General features: G+C 42.3%; 24 protein-coding genes, 1 tRNA gene and 1 pseudogene. 17 read left to right on the top strand and 9 right to left on the bottom strand.

Annotated features, from left to right (window positions below; translation table 11 throughout):
• Positions 1-23: 23 nt before the first annotated feature.
• The 3 genes from AACX33_RS05570 to AACX33_RS05575 are packed head-to-tail and all read left to right on the top strand — an operon-like array spanning position 24 to position 654.
• The gene (locus AACX33_RS05570; protein ID WP_227788869.1) at positions 24-269 is read left to right on the top strand and encodes a hypothetical protein; all 246 of its coding nucleotides are present in this window, start codon (positions 24-26) and stop codon (positions 267-269) included.
• Positions 266-463: a PIN domain-containing protein gene (locus AACX33_RS26465; protein WP_227788870.1), complete on the top strand. Its 198-nt coding sequence runs from the start codon at positions 266-268 to the stop codon at positions 461-463. Before AACX33_RS05570 ends, AACX33_RS26465 begins: the two co-directional genes overlap by 4 nt.
• Positions 460-654 (top strand): Txe/YoeB family addiction module toxin, encoded by a 195-nt coding sequence (locus tag AACX33_RS05575; RefSeq protein ID WP_194001078.1) that lies wholly within the window; start codon positions 460-462, stop codon positions 652-654. Before AACX33_RS26465 ends, AACX33_RS05575 begins: the two co-directional genes overlap by 4 nt.
• Before the next feature lie 153 nt (positions 655-807).
• Here AACX33_RS05575 and AACX33_RS05580 read toward each other — a convergent pair whose 3' ends face one another.
• Positions 808-1857: an anti-sigma factor antagonist gene (locus tag AACX33_RS05580; protein ID WP_194000821.1), complete on the bottom strand. Its 1050-nt coding sequence runs from the start codon at positions 1855-1857 to the stop codon at positions 808-810.
• 207 nt (positions 1858-2064) lie between these two features.
• On the opposite strand from AACX33_RS05580, the gene AACX33_RS05585 reads away from it, so the two are divergent.
• On the top strand, positions 2065-2862 hold the full coding sequence (locus AACX33_RS05585; protein WP_194000819.1) for a 7-carboxy-7-deazaguanine synthase QueE: 798 nt from the start codon (positions 2065-2067) through the stop codon (positions 2860-2862).
• 231 nt (positions 2863-3093) lie between these two features.
• On the opposite strand, the gene AACX33_RS05590 is transcribed toward AACX33_RS05585, so the two are convergent.
• Positions 3094-3738, bottom strand: coding sequence for a DUF3318 domain-containing protein (locus AACX33_RS05590; protein ID WP_194000817.1), 645 nt, complete (start codon positions 3736-3738; stop codon positions 3094-3096).
• An 842-nt stretch (positions 3739-4580) separates the two neighbouring features.
• On the opposite strand from AACX33_RS05590, the gene AACX33_RS05595 reads away from it, so the two are divergent.
• From AACX33_RS05595 to AACX33_RS05620, 6 genes are all read left to right on the top strand, one after another.
• Positions 4581-5681, top strand: a complete 1101-nt coding sequence (locus AACX33_RS05595) for a glycosyltransferase (protein ID WP_227788872.1) — start codon at positions 4581-4583, stop codon at positions 5679-5681.
• A gap of 308 nt (positions 5682-5989) precedes the next feature.
• The gene (gene rsfS / locus AACX33_RS05600) at positions 5990-6451 is read left to right on the top strand and encodes a ribosome silencing factor (protein WP_194000813.1); all 462 of its coding nucleotides are present in this window, start codon (positions 5990-5992) and stop codon (positions 6449-6451) included.
• Positions 6448-6948, top strand: coding sequence for a CGLD27 family protein (locus tag AACX33_RS05605; RefSeq protein WP_194000811.1), 501 nt, complete (start codon positions 6448-6450; stop codon positions 6946-6948). Before rsfS ends, AACX33_RS05605 begins: the two co-directional genes overlap by 4 nt.
• 91 nt (positions 6949-7039) lie before the next feature.
• Positions 7040-7993, top strand: a complete 954-nt coding sequence (locus AACX33_RS05610; protein WP_194000809.1) for an asparaginase — start codon at positions 7040-7042, stop codon at positions 7991-7993.
• Between the two features lie 51 nt (positions 7994-8044).
• Positions 8045-8121 (top strand) — tRNA-Met (locus AACX33_RS05615).
• A gap of 100 nt (positions 8122-8221) precedes the next feature.
• Positions 8222-9664: a YcjF family protein gene (locus AACX33_RS05620; RefSeq protein WP_194000807.1), complete on the top strand. Its 1443-nt coding sequence runs from the start codon at positions 8222-8224 to the stop codon at positions 9662-9664.
• Between the two features lie 182 nt (positions 9665-9846).
• Here the strand turns inward: AACX33_RS05620 and AACX33_RS05625 are convergent, their stop codons facing one another.
• The 4 genes from AACX33_RS05625 to AACX33_RS05640 form a co-directional block, all read right to left on the bottom strand.
• A complete protein-coding gene (locus tag AACX33_RS05625; RefSeq protein ID WP_194000805.1) occupies positions 9847-10374 on the bottom strand; it encodes an NAD(P)H-quinone oxidoreductase subunit J in 528 nt (175 codons plus the stop codon).
• Complete coding sequence (ndhK, locus tag AACX33_RS05630; protein WP_194000803.1) at positions 10367-11104, bottom strand: photosynthetic/respiratory NAD(P)H-quinone oxidoreductase subunit K; 738 nt, start codon at positions 11102-11104, stop codon at positions 10367-10369. The genes AACX33_RS05625 and ndhK overlap by 8 nt, the downstream gene beginning before the upstream one ends.
• Positions 11095-11457, bottom strand: a complete 363-nt coding sequence (gene ndhC / locus AACX33_RS05635; RefSeq protein WP_194000801.1) for a photosynthetic/respiratory NAD(P)H-quinone oxidoreductase subunit C — start codon at positions 11455-11457, stop codon at positions 11095-11097. The genes ndhK and ndhC overlap by 10 nt, the downstream gene beginning before the upstream one ends.
• A gap of 246 nt (positions 11458-11703) precedes the next feature.
• Positions 11704-12564 (bottom strand): hypothetical protein, encoded by an 861-nt coding sequence (locus AACX33_RS05640; RefSeq protein ID WP_227788873.1) that lies wholly within the window; start codon positions 12562-12564, stop codon positions 11704-11706.
• 516 nt (positions 12565-13080) lie between these two features.
• Here AACX33_RS05640 and AACX33_RS05645 point away from each other — a divergent pair.
• From AACX33_RS05645 to AACX33_RS05675, 7 genes and pseudogenes are all read left to right on the top strand, one after another.
• A complete protein-coding gene (locus tag AACX33_RS05645) occupies positions 13081-13428 on the top strand; it encodes a rubredoxin (RefSeq protein ID WP_194000798.1) in 348 nt (115 codons plus the stop codon).
• A 90-nt stretch (positions 13429-13518) separates the two neighbouring features.
• Complete coding sequence (locus AACX33_RS05650) at positions 13519-14538, top strand: photosynthesis system II assembly factor Ycf48 (protein WP_194000796.1); 1020 nt, start codon at positions 13519-13521, stop codon at positions 14536-14538.
• A gap of 118 nt (positions 14539-14656) precedes the next feature.
• Complete coding sequence (gene psbE, locus AACX33_RS05655) at positions 14657-14905, top strand: cytochrome b559 subunit alpha (protein WP_194000794.1); 249 nt, start codon at positions 14657-14659, stop codon at positions 14903-14905.
• Between the two features lie 9 nt (positions 14906-14914).
• Positions 14915-15052, top strand: coding sequence for a cytochrome b559 subunit beta (gene psbF, locus AACX33_RS05660; RefSeq protein ID WP_194000792.1), 138 nt, complete (start codon positions 14915-14917; stop codon positions 15050-15052).
• Between the two features lie 9 nt (positions 15053-15061).
• On the top strand, positions 15062-15181 hold the full coding sequence (locus AACX33_RS05665) for a photosystem II reaction center protein L (RefSeq protein ID WP_172644234.1): 120 nt from the start codon (positions 15062-15064) through the stop codon (positions 15179-15181).
• A 71-nt stretch (positions 15182-15252) separates the two neighbouring features.
• Positions 15253-15375 (top strand): photosystem II reaction center protein J, encoded by a 123-nt coding sequence (locus AACX33_RS05670; RefSeq protein WP_006197409.1) that lies wholly within the window; start codon positions 15253-15255, stop codon positions 15373-15375.
• Positions 15376-15560: 185 nt separating this feature from the next.
• A pseudogene (locus AACX33_RS05675) lies at positions 15561-15995 on the top strand (MAPEG family protein).
• Between the two features lie 44 nt (positions 15996-16039).
• On the opposite strand, the gene psaI reads toward AACX33_RS05675, so the two are convergent.
• The 3 genes from psaI to AACX33_RS05690 all read right to left on the bottom strand — a co-directional run bounded on the left by psaI (position 16040) and on the right by AACX33_RS05690 (position 19580).
• Complete coding sequence (gene psaI, locus AACX33_RS05680; RefSeq protein WP_071839278.1) at positions 16040-16150, bottom strand: photosystem I reaction center subunit VIII; 111 nt, start codon at positions 16148-16150, stop codon at positions 16040-16042.
• Between the two features lie 111 nt (positions 16151-16261).
• Positions 16262-18781, bottom strand: a complete 2520-nt coding sequence (locus AACX33_RS05685; protein WP_194000790.1) for a hypothetical protein — start codon at positions 18779-18781, stop codon at positions 16262-16264.
• Between the two features lie 151 nt (positions 18782-18932).
• Positions 18933-19580, bottom strand: a complete 648-nt coding sequence (locus AACX33_RS05690; protein ID WP_194000788.1) for a flagellar motor protein — start codon at positions 19578-19580, stop codon at positions 18933-18935.
• Positions 19581-19594 lie beyond the last annotated feature (14 nt).

The following is a 19594-nucleotide window of genomic DNA, read 5'->3' on the forward strand; positions in this document are numbered from 1 at the left end:
GATATAGTTAAACTAAAGAAAAGATGAATATTAAGAGTCATTATGCTATGGAACAATTAATAGTCCGAGTGGCTGATAAGGAAAAAGCAGAGATGCTATCGAAGATTCTTTCTAGTTTAGATTTTGTTAACTCTGTAGAAGTAATGGAAGATAAGGCGACTATATCTGATGATGAGCCAGATTTTTTTTCTTTGGCGGGGCTGTGGGAAAATAGAAATGTTACTATTGAGTCGATTCGTCAAGAAGCATGGCGAGAAAATGTTAAATGATTTTATGTGATACAAATATTCTTATAGAGTTTTATAAGAATGACTCTAGGGTTATCTATGAGCTTCGTTGTATTGGGATAAATCAATTAGCTGTTAGTGCCATTACTCAAGCTGAATTATATTATGGTGCTATTAATAAGCTCGAATTGGGGAAAATTAAGAAACATTTAGGATTACTTCATAAGATAAAATAACTTCTAAAAAAATATTGGGATTAATTAAATATATACAAAGAGATGCTTTTTCAGGAATAGGCAAGCCAGAAGCTTTGAAATATAAACTACAAGGTTACTGGTCAAGGCGTATTTCAGATGAACATCGATTAGTTTACAAAGTAGAAGCAAATTTATTAATTATTTTGTCCTGTAAATATCATTATGACTAATAAATGTTATAATTTTAGTGCTTTTGTTTTCACAATAATGCCTTCATAAATTAAGCCTAAAAAAGCAATACCCAAACTTATAGAAAGCTTAGGCATTGCCAAAGATAAAATTAGACGGCAGTGTACTAACAAATTAGAAATTAAACTAATGAACTAAACAGCACCACTATTTTTATGAAATAGAATTGCTACAGTTTTGCAAATTAATTTCAAATCATATAGTAAACTCCAATTTTTTTGATACTCCAAATCTAGGCGAATTACATCTTCAAAACAGCGTACCTTAGACCGGCCATTGACTTGCCATTCTCCAGTCATACCGGGTTTAACGTCTAAACGTTGCCATTCCGGTACTTCATAGCGTTCGACTTCATCAGGGGTGGGTGGTCTAGTACCCACTAAGCTCATATCTCCTTTGAGGACGTTCCAAAATTGTGGTAATTCATCCAAGCTGGTTCGGCGCAAAAACCGCCCTACCCTGGTCACTCTGGGATCTTTTTCGTTCTTGAAAAAAGCACCTTGGACTTGATTTTTTACTTGGGATTTTTTCGCTTCTGCATCGACACACATAGAACGAAATTTCCAAATCTTAAACCGTTTTCCCATCCAACCACAGCGAATTTGACCAAAGAAAATGGGACCAGGATCATCAATTTGGATAGCCACCACAATGGGAATCAATAAAAATCCTGTAATTACCAAACCTACGATTGCGCCCACAATGTCTATCAACCGTTTCATCCAAGATGCTACAGAGGAATGAGTGGTTGGTAGTTGCTCTACTTTGCGAGAATTACTTTTTTGGATATCTATAGGTTTGTTAGTTTCTCTTGGCGACCTTTCGCTGCTAGACTCAATAGGGAAAACTTCATCTAATCCTGTAAGGTTTAGCACTGCCATCACTTGAGGGGTAACATTCCGCAAAATCAAGGCAATGCCTTTTTCCTGGGCATTTTTAAAATTACTTACCAGGGAACCCAAACCACTACTATCCATAAAAGTAGTTTGGTGAAAATCAATAATAATTTGCTTGGGAGGTGTATTTTCTTGAGTTAAATCTTGGCAGGTCTGCTTAAAACTTACTGCCTCAAGCACGCTTAAGCGGGCTGATACCTGTACTATTACAGTTTCCTGGAAGGAAGTGACTGGAAAGTCTTCCTGTATGGGTTGGCTAGTCATGAAGCTCTGCACTTTCGTTGCCATGTGAATTTAAACTGCAAAAAATTATTTTATTCTGGGAATTTACTTAACTTCTGACTGAGGTGACAGTTCCTGAGTAGGCATAAACACTAATAGTTAGTTATTGAGGATAGGAGCGGAGATTGCCAGCGACGATTCACAATAGAACAAGAAGTAAAAAAATACCCCCTTTTTTGTGCCGAGGCAGCGCGATCGCGTTGCTACTATCCCATGACTGTTAAAACTACGGTTCAACCTACAGCACGCCTGATTGAGGTCTTTTCTGCTATTCAAGGGGAAGGACTGAATGTCGGGACACGTCAACTTTTTATTCGTTTCGCCTTTTGTGACTTGCGCTGCCACTTTTGCGATAGCGCCCACACTTGGGATGCACCGGCTACTTGTCGGATAGAGCGATCGCCTGGATTGCGCGACTTTGAAATCCACTCTAATCCTGTCCCACTACCCATCTTAATCCAATGGGTTGAAAGGCAAAATCTACCTTGTCTACACGATAGCATTAGCTTAACTGGCGGCGAACCCCTTCTTCATGCAGCTTTCTTAAAGGAATTTCTGCCCCAAGTGCGATCGCTTACCAACTTACCCATATATCTAGAATCCGGCGGACATCGCCCAGAACAGCTGGCAATGATTTTACCCTATCTCGACTCTGTGGGCATGGATTTAAAACTACCTAGTGTGAGTGGTGAAAGCCTCTGGCAAGAACATACAAACTTTTTACAATTATGTTTAGAAGCACGTTTAGAAGTTTTTGTCAAGATAATTATTTCTGACCATACAGATCCCGCCGAGTTGGAACGTGCAGCAGTAATGGTGGCAGATATCAGCCCAGATATCCCCGTTTTTTTACAACCTGTGACACCTTTACCAGCCTCTCAACAACTGACTGAAACACCTGTACTCGCACCTGCGCCCGAACAAGTCTTGATGTGGCAAGCTTTAATGAAGCAGTTTGTTCCACAGGTGCGAGTCATACCTCAAACTCATAAAATGTTAAATCAACTGTAATCAACAAGACTTTCACCTTTGATTCCTACCTATCTTGACTCCTTTTGAGCCAGTGGTGATCAGTGGCAAGGCTTTGTAGAAACCACAAAATTTCCAGAACCAATAGCGAGTTCTGGACTAATTTTCCGAGGATTTAGCGCTTTCTAGCTGAAGCGACAGTCTCAACTTGTTTAAAAGTAATTAAATATTTTTTGGGGGTGGCAAATACCCACCCCACCGACTGAGTGCATTCTACAGTCCAGTTTCATCTGTAGTTCTAGATTTAGCTTTGGCTTTGTTGGCACTGCGTTTCAGGGCAGAAAGTCGTGCTTCGTAGCGAGACCGTTGGCGTTTGCTAGGTGTATTATCAATCATAGTTTTTAAGGCACTACCCAGACTCTTATAGGCGTTAGGGAGACTATAACCAAAGCGAGTTGCGAGAGCGATCGCTTTCTCATCAGCCACTAGCAATTCTCTGATTTGCTTTTCTCCATTATTCTTTTGATACAATCGCCAACCAGAAACACCACATAAAGCCAAAGCTAATACCAGCAATAATCCATCCTGTACCCACAATTCGCCGACAGCACCACCTAAACCAATGGCCAATGCTGCCATTTCCCAGCCATCTTTGGGAATAGTATCATTTTGAATGCGAGCAACTTCATGCCAGAACAGCAGATTACGCTGATCCATTGCCAGAGCATCCCATTTCACCAAGTCAATTTGAATTTCTACTTGGTCTTTACCAATTTCTTCGCAACGGATCATAGGTGGATTAACCTCGGTCGTACCTTCAACCGTGACCCAGCTCTGCAATTCTGGCGGTAATAAGCCTTTTAACCGCCGGAGTTCACTCATTTCCGCCTTGGCAAAGGAGGTTGCATAGGATGTCATAAAATCCAGCCCTAGAAAACTTCAGTATATAGTGAGGGTATCACTTTGCAGTATAGCTATTTCAGTGATGATTTGCCTCACTCCTTGGGAAAACTTCCCCTTGGCAATTGCAACTCATGATCGTGGTGGTATTGCCGTGGATCTCTGTGGAGCGATGGACTAAGCCCCGCCTGCGGCGATGGCGCGGAGCGCCCGCTAAAAGCGATCGCCGCAGCTTTGTTTAACGCCATCCGTATTGTTTACAAAAACTTCATAGCTTTTTGCCATCTATCCTGCAACCGAGGAAAATACACCATTAATAAAAACAGCCCTAGTCTCGCCGCAGGACTTATTATACTTCAGATCAAGTCGTAAATTTATGCCAACTTAACTAAAATTATACGTATATACTTACTGATTCTAAAATTTACCTATGCAATTTCCAGACCTTAGAGCAAGAATGTTCGTAACTCCTTCATTAACAGAAATTTTTTGGATGTTCAACATAGCAATAAAAATCAGGTTAAAAGCATACACTATATTTTTATACTCCTCATAAATTTCTGTGAATTATTGCTCAAAATGTATTTGACACATCATTAGCAAGTATAATACTTAGACAAAAACTGCCACAAACAGCGAAAGCATACATTCTATACCAGGTCTGAAGCAACAAAAAACACAACTATTGATGGTACTTAAGTAGCTGATACAAAATTTACTGAATCTTCAATGAAAACCCCTGTTATTAGAGAAACTCTGAAGAGAGAATTAAATATAGCAGCATCAAAGTGAGAAAATTACTATTTCCCACGAGTATTCTCATTAACCGCAAGACCCAGGAGACTTCTGAATAAATTTTTATGCGTATTTTAATTTACTCCTATAACTACTATCCAGAACCAATTGGCATCGCCCCACTGATGACAGAATTAGCCGAGGGACTGGCCAAGCGTGGGCATCAAGTGCGCGTGATCACCGCTATGCCCAACTATCCTGAACGTCAAGTTTACAAGGATTACCAGGGTAAGTGGTATTTGAATGAATACAAAAACAATGTTCAAATCCAACGCAGTTATATATGGATTCGTCCACAACCCAAACTCTTAGATCGAATATTGTTCGATGCTAGTTTTGTGGTCACTAATAAATTACTGATCAAAATATTTGCCGCATTAGAAAAATTTGCTTATCACACAGCCTCAAAAATTAGCGTGATTGCCGATGGATTTGTCGAAAATTTGATATCTAAGGGTGTAGCACCTGAGAAAATCGAGCAAATTCCTAACTGGGTTGATGTGAATTTTATTCGCCCCTCTGCCAAAAAAAATAATCCTTTTCGGGCGGCACATAATCTGAATGGCAAATTTGTCGTGCTATATTCTGGGAACATTGGACTGACACAAGGCTTAGAAACAGTTGTGAAAGCAGCTTCTGAATTGCGCCACGTTCCAGATATCGCCTTTGTGATTGTGGGTGAAGCTAAAGGTTTGCAGCGATTACAAAAGTATTGTTTAAACTGCGGCGCAGATAACGTCTTGCTGTTGCCACTTCAACCGCGCAAACAGTTGCCAGAAATGTTAGCAGCAGCAGATGTTGGTTTGGTAGTGCAGAAGAAAAATGTGGTGTCTTTCAATATGCCATCGAAAATTCAATTGCTACTTGCCAGTGGTCGGGCATTGGTTGCATCTGTACCCGAAAATGGCACAGCCGCAAAAGCTGTCAGACAAAGTGGTGGGGGAGTTATTGTGAGTCCAGAAGACTCTAATGCTTTATCAGCAGCTATTTTAGACTTGTACAAGCACCCCGAAAAAGTCAAAGATTTAGGTGTTCATAGTCGTCATTATGCTATGGAGCAGTATGCCTTTGAGCAAGCCTTAAATCAATATGAAGATTTATTTTATTCAGTGATCGCAAATCGTCAAGGAATGGAGTCTCAAGTAGTGACAAAGCAGGAAGTATGACCAATAGGTCCTGAATGCTACTGTTCTCCAAAATTATCTGTGGAATCATCAGACTGATAAGTCTTCAGCATCTCCTAGCCTTGAGGCCGGAGAGTCTCAAATATGAATATTTAGGATGAGGCGGCTGGGATAGAGGAATGTCTCAGCAAATATATTATCCGTTATTACTTTTGATCCCACCCCATAGACAGCTGTTTTTTTGTTAGTATTCAAAAAAACCAACACATACACTTGCGATTCAATTTTTGGGTTTGCAAGCCAGTGATTGGGGAAAATTGTCACACAAGGGATAAAACACCTGAGGTTTAATGTCTGATTATTTCCAAGGAAATTTCCCATTACAGTCTGTCTCGGAGATCAAAAATGCACTCAGAGGACTAGAGGCTAAAACCAAAGAGGTGAGTGATTATTTAGCTTTGACTGTAGCCGAAGCAGCTTCAGACCGCAAAGCGGATGACATCTTAGTGCTGAGGGTAGCAGATGTATCTTATCTGGCAGATTACTTTGTGATCATGACCGGCTACTCTAGGGTGCAAGTCAGGGCGATCGCCGAATCAATTGAAGCTAAGGTACAAATAGATTGGCAACGACGACCCTTTCAAACCGAAGGAAAAGCCGATGGTAGTTGGGTACTGCTAGATTATGGCGAAGTGATTGTTCACATCATGATGCCAACAGAAAGAGAATTTTATAATTTAGAAGCATTCTGGGTTCATGCAGAACGCATTTCTCTGGCAAATTCTGATGAGGGCGGGGGTAAGCCAAAATGATCAGGCCTTCGGTTGACCATTGTCCAGTTCCGACAGACCAACAACCGCTCAATGAATACGAAGAGTTAAAAACATCCTGGCTATTTTGTGATTGCATCTTAAATTGGCGAGAGTACATCACAAAAATGCTTTGGATTTGGAGTTTGTCGTGGCTGGTAGCGGGTCCCATAGCAGCAGCTAGTTTTCCCCCACACAAGCAACTCGTCCACTTTACCCTCTGTGGTGCAGCGGTCGCGAGTGTAGGGGTAATTTTGGTACTAGTACGGTTGTTCTTGGGCTGGCTATATGTACGCGATCGCCTCTACAATCCCACCGTATTTTATGAAGAGTCAGGGTGGTACGACGGTCAAACGTGGACGAAACCGCAGGAAGTGATCGCGCGCGATCGCCTGATTGTGTCATACGAAATCAAACCGATTCTCCAGAGGTTAAAATTTACCTCTGCTGGCTTGGCGGGAATGTTTCTTATTGGTACTATAGTTTGGCAATTGTCGTAAATCGTCATTAGTCATTGGCGATTAGTGATCAGCTACTAATTCCCAATGACTAGAAATTAAATTAATAAAAAAAGGTAATAAATATTAACCCATGACAATGGGAAAACGAACTCAAGCCACAGCCCTAGAAGTCCGCTTGTTGCGGCAAGGAATTATTGAATCCAGGCATATAGTCCAGGCTGTTGTCTGCGACGAACGAGGACGGGTGCTATCCGTTGCCGGCAACTCTGAAACTGCGGCATTTGTGCGTTCAGCACTTAAACCATTTCAGGCACTGGCTGTCACCACCACAGGCACACTGGAACGCTATCATCTGAGCGATCGCGATTTAGCCATTATTACCAGTTCCCACAAAGGCACAATCGAACAGGTAAGACAAGCATTTAATATTCTTTGGCGGGCTGACCTTGACCCGACCGCACTCCAATGTCCGATTCCAGAAGGGAAAAAAAGCCCCCTGGAATATAATTGCTCTGGTAAACACGCCGGAATGTTAGCTGTTTGTCAACAACGACATTGGCCTTTAAACAACTACTTGGATCGCAAGCATCCAGTACAGCAGTTGATTTTGGGCAAAGTCGCAGAATTATTGCGAATGCCCGCCGAGGAATTTCTCAGCGCTCACGACGACTGCGGCGCACCCACTTATCTGATGCAAATCAGTCAAATGGCATCTTTGTATGCGCTCTTAGCCTCTAGTACCAATGTGGATATGGAGCGGATTGTCCGTGCCATGACTCATCATGCAGCTATGGTGGCAGGAGTTGGGGAATTTGACACAGAACTGATGCGTTTAGCTCCAGGGGAACTCGTAAGTAAATCTGGTGCCGAAGGAGTGCAATGTATTGGCCGACTCGGTGAAGGTATGGGATTGACGATTAAAGTCATGGATGGAGCCAAACGCGCAAAATATGCCGTGGCGATCCACTTGCTCCAACAGATGGGTTGGATTAGTCCCAGCGCCGCCGACAGCCTCTGTGAGCAGTTTATGACCTTGGGAAAATACAAGCGTTTAGAAGTAATTGGAGAATTATCACTTTTATAGTTGCCAAATTTGTGACTTTGTGGTTATACTATAGAAGTCAAGAGGCGACGACGCGGGATAGAGCAGTCTGGTAGCTCGTCGGGCTCATAACCCGAAGGTCAGTGGTTCAAATCCACTTCCCGCCACCAAATAAAAGATCAGATAAAACCCTGAACTGTTAAAAGTTCGGGGTTTTGTTTTATTTTGATCTATTCTAAAAGAGGAACTTGACAAAAAGCGCGGAGAATCATGGTTGTGAAGTTGCAGCGACCGATTTTGGTGGGAGGATTGGGACTATCCTTTTCCCTGTGGATATTACAAAGCTGGCATGATTCCATAGTGCAGCTGAGTGAATTTGGTTTATTTAGTGCCTTGGCTGTGGGTGGTGGTTTGTGGTTATTCCAGAAAAATCGCCCGAAAGATAGTTTAGAGCAGCTAGATGGTATTGTTGTAGATCGAGCAATGGTGGAAAGTGCGATCGCTACAACTCAAACCGTAATTAACCAACTGGCAATAGAAGCAGAAAACCACATAGCCTTAGAGACATTACAATCACAAGTTGCCCAATTGCTGCTGGAATTAGACAGGCAAGAAATTAAATTGGCTGTGACTGGTGGTAAATCTGTGGGTAAAAGCACTTTAATTCAAGTCCTGGAATCTAGCATTTGGCAAAAACCACAGCCAAAAGTCAGTTTTTGGGAAACACCACCTTTGTTTCGAGAATCGGCTGACAATTCAGATGCAGCTGTTTTAGCAGTAGTTCAAGAATCTGATTTTGTTCTGTTCCTGACCAACGGTGATTTGACAGACTCGGAATTTCAAAGCTTACAGCAATTAAAAGCCGCAAATCAGCCTGCTATTTTAATTTTCAACAAACAAGACCAGTATTTAGCCGATGAACGTGCTAGTGTTTTGCTGTCATTAAAACAGCGAATCCCGGAAAATGTAGTTGCAACGGCGGCTTCTCCCATTGCGATTAAAGTCCGGAAGCATGAAGCTGATGGTGATGTCCACGAATGGATGGAACAACCAGCACCAGATATCCAGCAGTTAACACACAAATTAACTGAAGTTCTGGCACAGCAAGGACAGCAACTGGTGTGGACAACTACTTTGAGAACAGCCAAAGTGTTGAAAGCCGAAGCGAAAAACTGGCTAAATGAAACTAGACGCGATCGCACCACCCCAATTATTGAACAATATCAATGGATAACTGCGGCTGCTGCCTTTGCCAACCCAGTCCCAGCGCTGGATATTCTCGCCACTGCGGCAATTAATGCTCAGATGGTCATGGATTTAGGTAATATTTATCAGCAGAAGTTTTCTTGGGAACAAGCGCAAACTGTCGCCGGAACAATGGGAAGTTTGATGCTGAAACTGGGTTTAGTGGAACTTTCCACAAAAGCTGTGAGCATCGTTTTGAAAAGTAACGCTGTCACCTTTGTTGCTGGTGGAGTAGTGCAGGGTGTCAGTGCAGCTTATCTTACCAGGGTAGCCGGGTTAAGTTTAGTGGAATATTTTGAACAGCAGGAAATAGCCCTAGATTCGGGAAAAGCCTTAAATTTGGAGAAATTGCGGCAAACTTTGCAAAACGTCTTTCAGCGCAACCAGCAGATGGGTTTTTTGCCAGGATTTGTTCAGCAAAGTGTGAAGCGTTTATTGCCACAACCACAGCCTGAAATTATTGGATAAAGGAAAACCCAAAAAATAAATTACCCAAAAATTGTAGGGTGGGTTAGCGCAGCGTAACCCACCATTATTCTTATTACTCTGCCTCAGCGAACCTTGGCTTGAAAAAACATTACCCCTCTCCGATATCGGAAAGGGGTTAAGGTGAGTTGACCAAAATTCTCACTGCTGAAACTCAGCGCTACCTAATAAGCATCTTGCAACTCGTAGAAATCAGGCGAGATATAATCCTTCCGCAAAGGCCAACCCACCCAATCTTCCGGCATCAAAATCCGCTTGAGATTCGGGTGACCTTCGTAGACAATGCCAAACATATCGTAAGTTTCGCGTTCTTGCCAGTCTGCGGTTTTCCAGATCCAGTAAACTGAAGGCACGCTGGGATTTTCACGAGGTAAGAACACCTTCACCCGAATTTCTTCAGGTTTAACAGCATCATCACCGACTTTAATCAAGTGATAGACACTGACCAAATCCTCTCCTGGGCCAAGGTCAATCCCAGATTGAAACTGAAGATAATTAAACCCGTAAGCATAAAGGGCGGTAGAGATAGGGAGCAAGAAATCTGACTCCACCTTAATGATTTCTACCCCAAGCTTATCAGGTGCCAAAGACTCATGATCAAAACCATTTTCCGTTAACCATTGGGAAATCGGTCCGGCTTTAACCAGAGACTCTTCTGCTGCTGGTACTGGTTGGGAATCTTCTTCAGCCACGGTTTTGCTCCTTCTCTTGTGTCTTTGCTGTCAGCAGCGCAGGTGGAACTGGCAGACCAATCGCTTCTGTCAATTCTTTCGGTGGTGTGTAGCGAGTTTCTGACTGCAAATATTTACCAGTTAAAATTTGCTCCGTAGGCTTGAGATTGTGAGTTGTACTGTAGAAACGGTGGGTTTGCTTCAGTTGACCCCGTTCCTGCATAGAATCATTAGCTATCTTTTTCCGCAATTTAATAATTGCGTCGATAATCGCTTCTGGACGGGGGGGACAACCAGGCAAGTAAACATCTACAGGAATCAGTTTATCAACTCCACGTACAGCCGTGGGAGAATCCATGCTAAACATCCCACCAGTGATTGTACAAGCACCCATAGCGATCACATACTTTGGTTCCGGCATTTGTTCATAAAGACGCACCAATTGAGGTGCCATCTTCATGGTAATTGTCCCTGCTGTAATAATTAAATCGGCTTGACGGGGGCTAGAACGGGGAATGAGACCGAAACGGTCAAAATCAAACCGGGAGCCGATTAAAGCGGCAAACTCAATAAAGCAGCAAGCTGTACCAAACAACAAAGGCCACAAACTCGAAAGCCTCGCCCAGTTATAGAGGTCGTCAACTGTGGTCAGGATAACGTTTTCTGATAAATCCTGAGTGATGGCGGGACGTTCCACCGGGTTGATGATTTGCTCTTTGTCTGAGGTTGTTAAATTTGAATTCAAGACCATTCCAACGCTCCTTTACGCCATGCGTAGACTAGGGCAACTACAAGAATTGCAATGAAAACTAAGGCTTCAATGAATGCCAAAAGCCCCAGACGGTGGAAGGCCACTGCCCAAGGGTACAAGAATACAGTCTCCACATCAAAGACGACGAAGACGAGAGCAAACATATAGTAGCGAATATTGAACTGAATCCAGGCTCCCCCAATTGGTTCCATGCCAGATTCGTATGTAGTGAGCCGTTCTAGGCTGTTACCTCTGGGTCGCAGGAGCTTGGAGGCTGAAAGTGCAAGGGCAGGAACTAGGCTACAGATGATGAAGAAGCCTAGAAGGTATTCGTAACCGCTGAGGACAAACACAATGAATATCTACCGCTTATGGTGTAAGGGGATCAGTTGTCAGTGAACAACGAATAGTTATCGGTTTAATTACTTGATAACTTTTCACTAAACTAGAGATAGTATTCGCTGTTTGCTGTTCACTGACATACATGGACAATGTTCTTTTACATTATATCTTTAAGGCTGTTCTGAAATCGTGGAAATAGACACACTGATGGTAGTGTGTGGGTCTTATTCTCCATGAGGTCAAAGTCTCATCGCTATTTACTGGGAAACATTAGGTTTATTGAGACCTAGTTTTTCAGCAAGACTTTTAAGTGTATCTCTAGGATACCAAATCATAAAAATGCCTCCTTTATCAAATACTACCAAGTTCCAGATATAACCAAAACCTGGGAATTGCCTGAGTATTGACAACTCAGATAATACGTAACGGCGATTTTTTCTGGGGTAGTTTGGAGGATTGTTTTCAGTGCGAAGTTGTTCTGGAGATGATAGCCAATGACCTGCTATTTTCCCAGGCTCAAAAAATTTTGCCTGTACAGATAATCCCATTAATCTATCGGCTGTCCAAAAGGGAATATATTTCAATGGACCAAAGATAGTAAAAGTGGGGACAATACCTTTTAGCGTTTCCTGAACTAATTCATTTTTCCAGACTTTTTTGTCAAAGTTTTCTTGATGGCCGCCTAAATGATCTTTACGTCCTGTAAAAAATCCCAGAAAGTCCGGTTTATTATTTAAAGGAACAATGGGAATCTCTCGCATCGTATATTCCTTTTCTGATTGAGAGTACGTTTTTTCTGTATTAGGTTTGTTTATTTCGATATCTTTAATATTATTCAGGGAAGCCCAGGGCTGATCAACGAGTACTTCACCAAAGGGAAAATCTACTTGTTTTAATCTAAAAAAATAACTATCAGGAAAGTTACTAAAATAATCTTCGGCAATTTCTACAATATTCGGATGAAGATACTCATCACAGTTAATGGAAAGAACATATTCACCTGCTGCATTTAGCAAAGCTGTAACTCTTTGAATGACTTCTCCCTGCAAAGGACTTGTAATTTGGCGTAAACGAGGCTCAGTAATCGGTATAAAAGGGACATGAGGTGGATAAACCAAAATAAATTCAGCATTACCTCGGATTTTTAACAGTTCTTGTAGCCAGGAGTTTTGAACACCTCCCCTCATGGGGATAATGATAGAAAGCTGAGGCTTTGTCATAAAATTGCCATCCCCTGGTTGAGTAAATTTTCACGCAAGCTGATTAAAATGTTTAGGAGAAACTAAACAAATCTTACTGCTAACTATTGCAGTGACATAGACCTTGATTTAATCTGCCTAATTATTGATTACAGACAAATTTTTTGGCTAATTATTTGCTTGACGACGAAATTGAACCATAATAACTAGTTTATGTCAATATATGCATAATTTTTCTAGATGATCGAATTGGCTACTACAGGATGATGCCAGTAAAATCAAGAAAATTCTCCAGAAGCTTGTATGGTCTGCTTTTTTAATGTGTAATTTCTAATTACGTCCAGGATAACTTTGGGATTAGTGATAGAAAAGTCTCACAGTTATGTCATAATTTGTAACGTATATTTAATATTTCTCCTCTGTGAGGATTTAGCCATGAGCGAACAAGCTAGCGAACAAGCTGTTGAAACTCCGGCATTAGACCGTTATGAATGCCGTGCCTGTGGTTATGTTTACGAACCTGAGAAGGGAGACGATAGCCATAATATTGATCCAGAAACCCCCTTTGCTGAACTGCCCATAACTTGGCGTTGTCCAGTCTGTACTGCCAAGAAGACGGCTTTCGCCAATATTGGCCCTGCTGGTACGGTATCGGGTTTTAAAGAAAATCTTGGTTATGGTCTGGGTGTTAATCGGCTGACACCAGGGCAAAAAAATATCCTGATTTTTGGGGCTTTAGCTCTTGGATTCTTGTTTTTTATCAGTCTCTACGGCTTACAATAAGACCCGTTATCTTTTTTAACAGGTTTAGAGGGCAGCGATCGCCATTAAGATGAAAAATTTAGAAAAAAGTCAAAAATACTGATGCATTCAATGGGTATTATGAAAAGTTGGCAGAGAGTATTTGCCTTGTTGATAGTAGTTTTCTTGTGTATAGGTTGTAGCAAAGTCCCCTCTACCGTCTCCAACCCTTGGGCGATTATTTCTGTGCCAACAGACTCGAAGCTGCTGGATATTGCCTTTACTGATAACCCTCAGCATGGTTTTCTCGTAGGTAGCGATGCTACCCTTTTGGAAACAAATGATGGTGGTGATACTTGGCAACCCCTGACATTGGCACTGAATGATCTTAAGTCTCGCTTTGACTCAGTAAGTTTCTCTGGTCAAGAAGGCTGGATTTTAGGTGAACCTTCACTACTGTTGCATACCACTGATGAAGGTAGTTCTTGGACACGCATTGCTCTAAGCGAAAAGCTACCTGGTAATCCCATCGCTATTTATGCTTTGGGAGAGAATTCGGCGGAAATGGCTACCGATGTGGGAGCGATATATAGAACTGAAGACGGCGGGATCAATTGGAAAGCTCAGGTAGAGGGAGCCGTTGGTGTGGTGCGGAATATGGAACGCTCGCCTGATGGCAAATATGTTGCTGTTTCGGCTAAGGGTAGTTTCTATTCCACTTGGGAACCAGGACAAAGTACTTGGGAACCCCATAACCGCAATAATTCTCGACGCTTAGAAAATATGGGTTTTGCTGACAATGGGCAGTTGTGGTTGCTCGCACGAGGGGGTCAGGTGCAGTTTAGCGACCCCACAAATCCTGAAGAGTGGCAAGAACCGCAAAATCCTGAGTTGGCTACTAGCTGGGGTTTACTTGATTTGGCTTATCGCACTCCCAATGAACTTTGGATAGGTGGCGGTAGCGGTAATTTATTGTTAAGCCCTGACGGTGGTCAAACTTGGGAAAAAGATCGTGATGTGGAAGGAGTCGCAGCTAATTTGTACAAAGTTGTGTTCTTCAATCCGGATCAGGGATTTGTGATCGGCGATCGCGGCATTTTGTTAAAATACCAACCAAATATTGCTAAAACTTCCTCACAAGAGGCAGCTTAGTGGGATGATTGGCTTCAGTATTCGCTCTGATTTCTGAGAAGGTCGTTGCAACTTGTAACTCTTTCTAAACTTTGTAGGATAATAGACAATAACATTCTTTGTGAAGGTAGGAATCTAAATGTCAGGTACCACTGGAGAACGTCCGTTTTCGGACATTATTACCAGCATTCGTTACTGGGTTATTCACAGTATCACCATTCCAGCATTATTTATTGCCGGATGGCTATTTGTCAGCACTGGACTGGCTTATGATGCTTTCGGCACACCCCGTCCCAACGAATACTACACACAAACACGGCAGGAAGTGCCGATTGTGAAGGATCGTTTTGGCGCTAAACAGCAAGTTGAACAATTTATCGGAAAGTAGTTTGAGATCATGACTAGCGGAAATGACATAAATCAACCAGTTTCCTATCCCATTTTTACGGTGAGATGGCTGGCAATTCATACTTTGGGTGTACCCTCCGTCTTCTTTTTAGGCGCGATCGCCGCAATGCAGTTTATTCAACGCTAGGAGAAAATTATGGATAGATCACCCAATCCGAATAATCAACCGGTTGAACTCAACCGGACTTCACTATACCTGGGACTACTTTTAGTCTTTGTTCTAGGAATTCTGTTCTCCAGTTACTTCTTTAACTAACAGAGAATGACTGTTGTAAATCTTTGTTTATTGAATCAGTGTTGATTTGTTATTAAGGGAGGAGAAAAGCTGTGTCTGCTGGAAGTGGAAGAATTCCCCTGTGGGTTGTCGCTACAATCGCAGGTTTAGGTGTAATTACAGTCGTAGGTATTTTCTTTTACGGAGCCTACTCTGGAGTCGGTTCTTCAATGTAAAAATAGCTGGAGCCGAAGACGATTGAGTCTTTATTTTCTGGCAATTGTTTAAAAATTAGCATTAACAAACCGCTTGTTTCTGAGAGACAGGCGGTTTGTAATTTTAGATGATATCTGTCTGTAACTACATTCAAGCAAGATAGCGTGTAAGTAGCAAATAACAGGTAATCTCTATGCTTGGAACTATGGGAACCGCTCTTCACTGGTATTCGTTGTGCGTTGTCGCACTATTTCTGAAAATGTTTGCGCTTTCAGCTTATCAAGGATTTTATCGGATCAGCAGACGTGAGTTTGTCAACCCAGAAGACTCCGCAGTATTCAATCAGCCGCCCGCCAAGGAGGATTTACCACAAGTCCAACGAGCGACTAAAGCTTGGCTGAATGACTTGGAGAACATTCCCATATTTATTGGTCTGGGAATAGCCTATGTGCTAACCGAAGCATCGCCTGGGGCTGCAATTTAGCTGTTTTCTACCTTCACAGTCGCGCGGATACTTCATACCTTGATGTATCTGATCGGCTTGCAACCTTGGCGATTTTTTGCGTATGCAGTGGGAATACTTTGTCTACTAGGAATGAGTTGGAATATAGTAGATGCGGTTTTATACCAAATCATTTAAACGCGAATCCCACGCCAGGAAGACGTGGGAAGTTAATCAACTAATTAGCTGATATCATCGCGTTCGATGTATAACAACAAAAACGCCATGGTCACTGCTGGAAAAACTAGACCAGTCAGAGGAACCAAGATAGAAGGCAAAAATGAAGCTGCCATAGTTAAGTTTCCTATTGAATAATTAGACAATCCTCGAAAACGAGCTTACTGCAAATTTCGCCTGATTTTTTAAATTCTCAAAATTATTAACACAACTCTGGTGTGAGATGTTCAAATCCCCAGTAATTCATCAAGCCGCAAATTCGGCAAGTCTGGCGGAATCACACTCCGCACCACTGTGGCTTTGTGACTTTCTTGTTGGGTAGCCTGATTAAATGCGATCGCCTCCAAGCGAATTTCCAAGCAGCCAAAGGGAATATTGAATTGCGTGATCACGTCCAAACACCCCAAAGAGTTAGGTAGCAAGTCTGTGAGCAAATGGGGGCCATCTAACAACCAGCGAGTTTGGCAATCTTCCACCCATAACTTGACAACTATTTCCGGGGATACCACAGGTAGTTCTACCCTCACCCTGACAGAAGTCCCAGCAATGAGTTCACCATCTGGAACGTGTAATTGCGGAACTGGCAAAGGTTCAACAATTTGCCCTGACATCAGTGGAGTATGGGATAAATCTGAGATTGGTTCCTCCTTCTGTGCAGAGGAATGGCTGTCTATCAGATCCACCGTCGGTTCACTATATGTATCTTCTATAACAAATTCTTGTGTCAACCAAGGCGGAGGTGTTGTGAGATCATCCGCAGGCGGTAATTCTGAATCTGGAGAGGGTAGAGCAATTTGTACTGAAATATTTTCTGCTTCTGGCTGTGCTAAGATTTCCGTCTCCTCTATTTCCACAGCACTATCCGTTATCTGATCGGCGGCGATATCCGTTTCCAGTTTTAGGTCTAATAATGAGTTAATTTCCACAATTTCAGTTGAAGGTGGAACCGGCTCATCGGGTAATTTCTGCTGATCTAAAATCTCAATAATCGAATCAGGTAGGGAATATCCTTTGCTTTGTGTCCACTTTCTAATCAAAGGCGATGAATAGAGATGAGCGTCTGCATTTAATTCTAAATCTGGGGAAAGAGATCCTGCTGCTTCTGAGTCATCCTGGAACTCTGCATCATCAGTCACTAATTCATCTGTATCTATCTGCGGGGAATCCTCAGCAGCTGTAAGTAACAACGCCTCTGCTGTATCGTCTTGGAGTTCCTCCGATTGATCAGGTACAACTTTCAGACGTTTCAAATAACGAAAACTGTTGTGCAGCATCCCCAAACGATGATGTCGAATCACCAGTTGAGCTAAGTTAATGGGGGCGATATTCTCGGTTTTCTCGACTAGCTTTTCATCTATAGAAGATTCTGTAACTACATCAGCAGTGGCTAAACCTTTACCAGTATTTTGGTTTTCCGGTAGCTTTGGTAGTTGCGGCCAAGGAGAATCGGCTAATTTATTTAGGTGAGACACTCGTAAAGAGGCGGCTGCTAGTTTTTCGCGGTGAAGTTGCGGCGGTAGTGACTTGTTGAGGGAAATTTGAATAGATTGAGCCGAGTCTGTTTGTGCAGTTTTAGCCAGATTGAAAAGTCCTAAATCAATGCTTAAAGATGGTTCTGGCTCTGTTGCTGCTTCTATGGGCTGATCTAATAAATTTTCTTGATTAAATCTAGCTGCGGCTGTGATTGCCAGCAATTCTGTGACATCTGCTGTAATTGTAAAAGATTTAGTCGCTAATGGTATGACTTCACCCAATTCAGTGAGTGCGCCATACAAAATGATATCTGCCAAAATTAGCTTAGATTCACAATTCAGGGGAATATCAATGGTCGAGCTGATGGTAATGGGCAACGAGCTGTTTGGTAAAGGCTGCCGAACTTGGGTTAAAATTTCTGAGCTTAAAGGCGATCGCAGATCAATTAGTAATTCCAAAGCATAAAGAGTTTCTGGGTATGGAATTTCACCGGCTTGATTGCTCTGTTCTTGTAGCTCTACTAGCCCATGAATGACAGCTATTTCTCCCCAATAAGCAATATAGGTTTCCCGATCTAAAGTCAACGATAGTGGTGTCCGTGGTTTCGTTGCTAAAGTTTGCTCCACTTTGCCATCCTCTAACAAAGTTTCAGAAGTGGGTAAAGCTAAATTGATTAAATTCTGTAAAATCTGTTCCGCCGTTTCACCTTTGAGGCCAACTGGGCTAACAGGCTGATCGATCACTGCGTCGTCCGTGACGGCTTCAGTTAATAAATCGCTGGAATCTGGGTCGCTTTTGAGAGTAGGCTGAGGTTCTGGTGGAATAACGGATTTCTGGTTGCCGTTCTCAGTACTATCTCGATACTGAGCTACATTTGAGGCTACATTTTCGCCCCTGTGCCATTGTCCCCATATCTGAGTAGATTCTTGAGACAATACTTGTAAATAGATGCCGTATTGCCAAGATTGACCGAATAAATCTGAGATTAAATCCCCAGAGCATTGCAATTCCCAAATTCCCGGCTTCAGGTGGGTAAAAGGAATTACCACCATTAAACCTTCGGCATTAGTGCGGTGCGATCGCTTTTCACTTCGCCGCTTTGGGGGAATTTCTTGAATCGAGGAGTGGGTTATCCGTATTTCCACGTCAGTATTACGTAGGTTAGAACGAGCCAAGACTCTGTACCAACCTTCCGAAATTTCTAAGTTGGGCGATTCCAGGTTACGCCAAGAGCGATCGCCTTGTTTCTGAATTAGAAATTGCCAGTGTTCCATTATGAGTTATGCCCAGACCGAAGAGCAGCTGAGTAAGATTGTGCATGATCTTGCTTGCAAGTTTAACTCAGTAACTAGCAATTGCATCCTCCAATTTGACTATTCGCTGCAAATTCCGGCAAAATTAACCTCTACTTCACAAAAAATTTAACTATTTTACTTCTTGCACCTTCCCCAGCCGGGTAAAGCGGATTTCAATCCGTCGCCGTGTCTGATCCTCTTGACGAGCGATGGCCGCAAATTCCCCACTAGGTAATATTAACTGCGCCGCCGAATAAGCACGAAACGACAAACCCTTGAGTCGTTGTTCATTCACCTGAATATTCCGCAGCACTTGCACGATTGCCAAAGCACGCATCAATCCTAAATCAGCATTAGAACCAGCTTGCAATTTACCTACTGGCAAAGTACCACTGGCAACATCTTCTAAATTCAGGTCTAGGTTACTCGTCAAATTACCATTCGGCTGACCGTCAGTATGTCCAATAATCTCGACAATATTAATATTATACTCTTGGGTTCTACTTTCTATTTCCGGTACTATTTGCTGAGAAATATAATTAAACATTGCTTGGGGAATAGTTGCACTTCCCGACGCAAACCGATAAGCACCTTCATCTTGGATCACAATAATTGGCGGCGTGTCTGTTAACCCGACATTATTATTCATAAACGACGTGACCATCGCCAATAACAAAAACAGAATCAAGATCACGAAGGCATTAGACATCAAATCTGTAAAAGCCGTGTAAATATTTAATTCTTCATGATAGTCATGATTACGCAAACGCCGAGCCATATTTTCTTATTACA

It is taken from the genome of Nodularia sp. LEGE 04288 (assembly GCF_963896525.1).
Classification (GTDB): Bacteria; Cyanobacteriota; Cyanobacteriia; order Cyanobacteriales; family Nostocaceae; genus Nodularia.

Coding starts and splice junctions, on each gene's coding strand:
- AACX33_RS05570 (WP_227788869.1), top strand. CDS start 24: ATGAATATTAAGAGTCATTATGCTATGGAACAATTAATAGTCCGAGTG.
- AACX33_RS26465 (WP_227788870.1), top strand. CDS start 266: ATGATTTTATGTGATACAAATATTCTTATAGAGTTTTATAAGAATGAC.
- AACX33_RS05580 (WP_194000821.1), bottom strand. CDS start 1,857: ATGGCAACGAAAGTGCAGAGCTTCATGACTAGCCAACCCATACAGGAA.
- AACX33_RS05585 (WP_194000819.1), top strand. CDS start 2,065: ATGACTGTTAAAACTACGGTTCAACCTACAGCACGCCTGATTGAGGTC.
- AACX33_RS05590 (WP_194000817.1), bottom strand. CDS start 3,738: ATGACATCCTATGCAACCTCCTTTGCCAAGGCGGAAATGAGTGAACTC.
- AACX33_RS05595 (WP_227788872.1), top strand. CDS start 4,581: ATGCGTATTTTAATTTACTCCTATAACTACTATCCAGAACCAATTGGC.
- rsfS (WP_194000813.1), top strand. CDS start 5,990: ATGTCTGATTATTTCCAAGGAAATTTCCCATTACAGTCTGTCTCGGAG.
- AACX33_RS05605 (WP_194000811.1), top strand. CDS start 6,448: ATGATCAGGCCTTCGGTTGACCATTGTCCAGTTCCGACAGACCAACAA.
- AACX33_RS05610 (WP_194000809.1), top strand. CDS start 7,040: ATGACAATGGGAAAACGAACTCAAGCCACAGCCCTAGAAGTCCGCTTG.
- AACX33_RS05620 (WP_194000807.1), top strand. CDS start 8,222: ATGGTTGTGAAGTTGCAGCGACCGATTTTGGTGGGAGGATTGGGACTA.
- ndhK (WP_194000803.1), bottom strand. CDS start 11,104: ATGGTCTTGAATTCAAATTTAACAACCTCAGACAAAGAGCAAATCATC.
- AACX33_RS05645 (WP_194000798.1), top strand. CDS start 13,081: ATGAGCGAACAAGCTAGCGAACAAGCTGTTGAAACTCCGGCATTAGAC.
- AACX33_RS05650 (WP_194000796.1), top strand. CDS start 13,519: ATGGGTATTATGAAAAGTTGGCAGAGAGTATTTGCCTTGTTGATAGTA.
- psbE (WP_194000794.1), top strand. CDS start 14,657: ATGTCAGGTACCACTGGAGAACGTCCGTTTTCGGACATTATTACCAGC.
- psbF (WP_194000792.1), top strand. CDS start 14,915: ATGACTAGCGGAAATGACATAAATCAACCAGTTTCCTATCCCATTTTT.
- AACX33_RS05665 (WP_172644234.1), top strand. CDS start 15,062: ATGGATAGATCACCCAATCCGAATAATCAACCGGTTGAACTCAACCGG.
- psaI (WP_071839278.1), bottom strand. CDS start 16,150: ATGGCAGCTTCATTTTTGCCTTCTATCTTGGTTCCTCTGACTGGTCTA.
- AACX33_RS05685 (WP_194000790.1), bottom strand. CDS start 18,781: ATGGAACACTGGCAATTTCTAATTCAGAAACAAGGCGATCGCTCTTGG.
- AACX33_RS05690 (WP_194000788.1), bottom strand. CDS start 19,580: ATGGCTCGGCGTTTGCGTAATCATGACTATCATGAAGAATTAAATATT.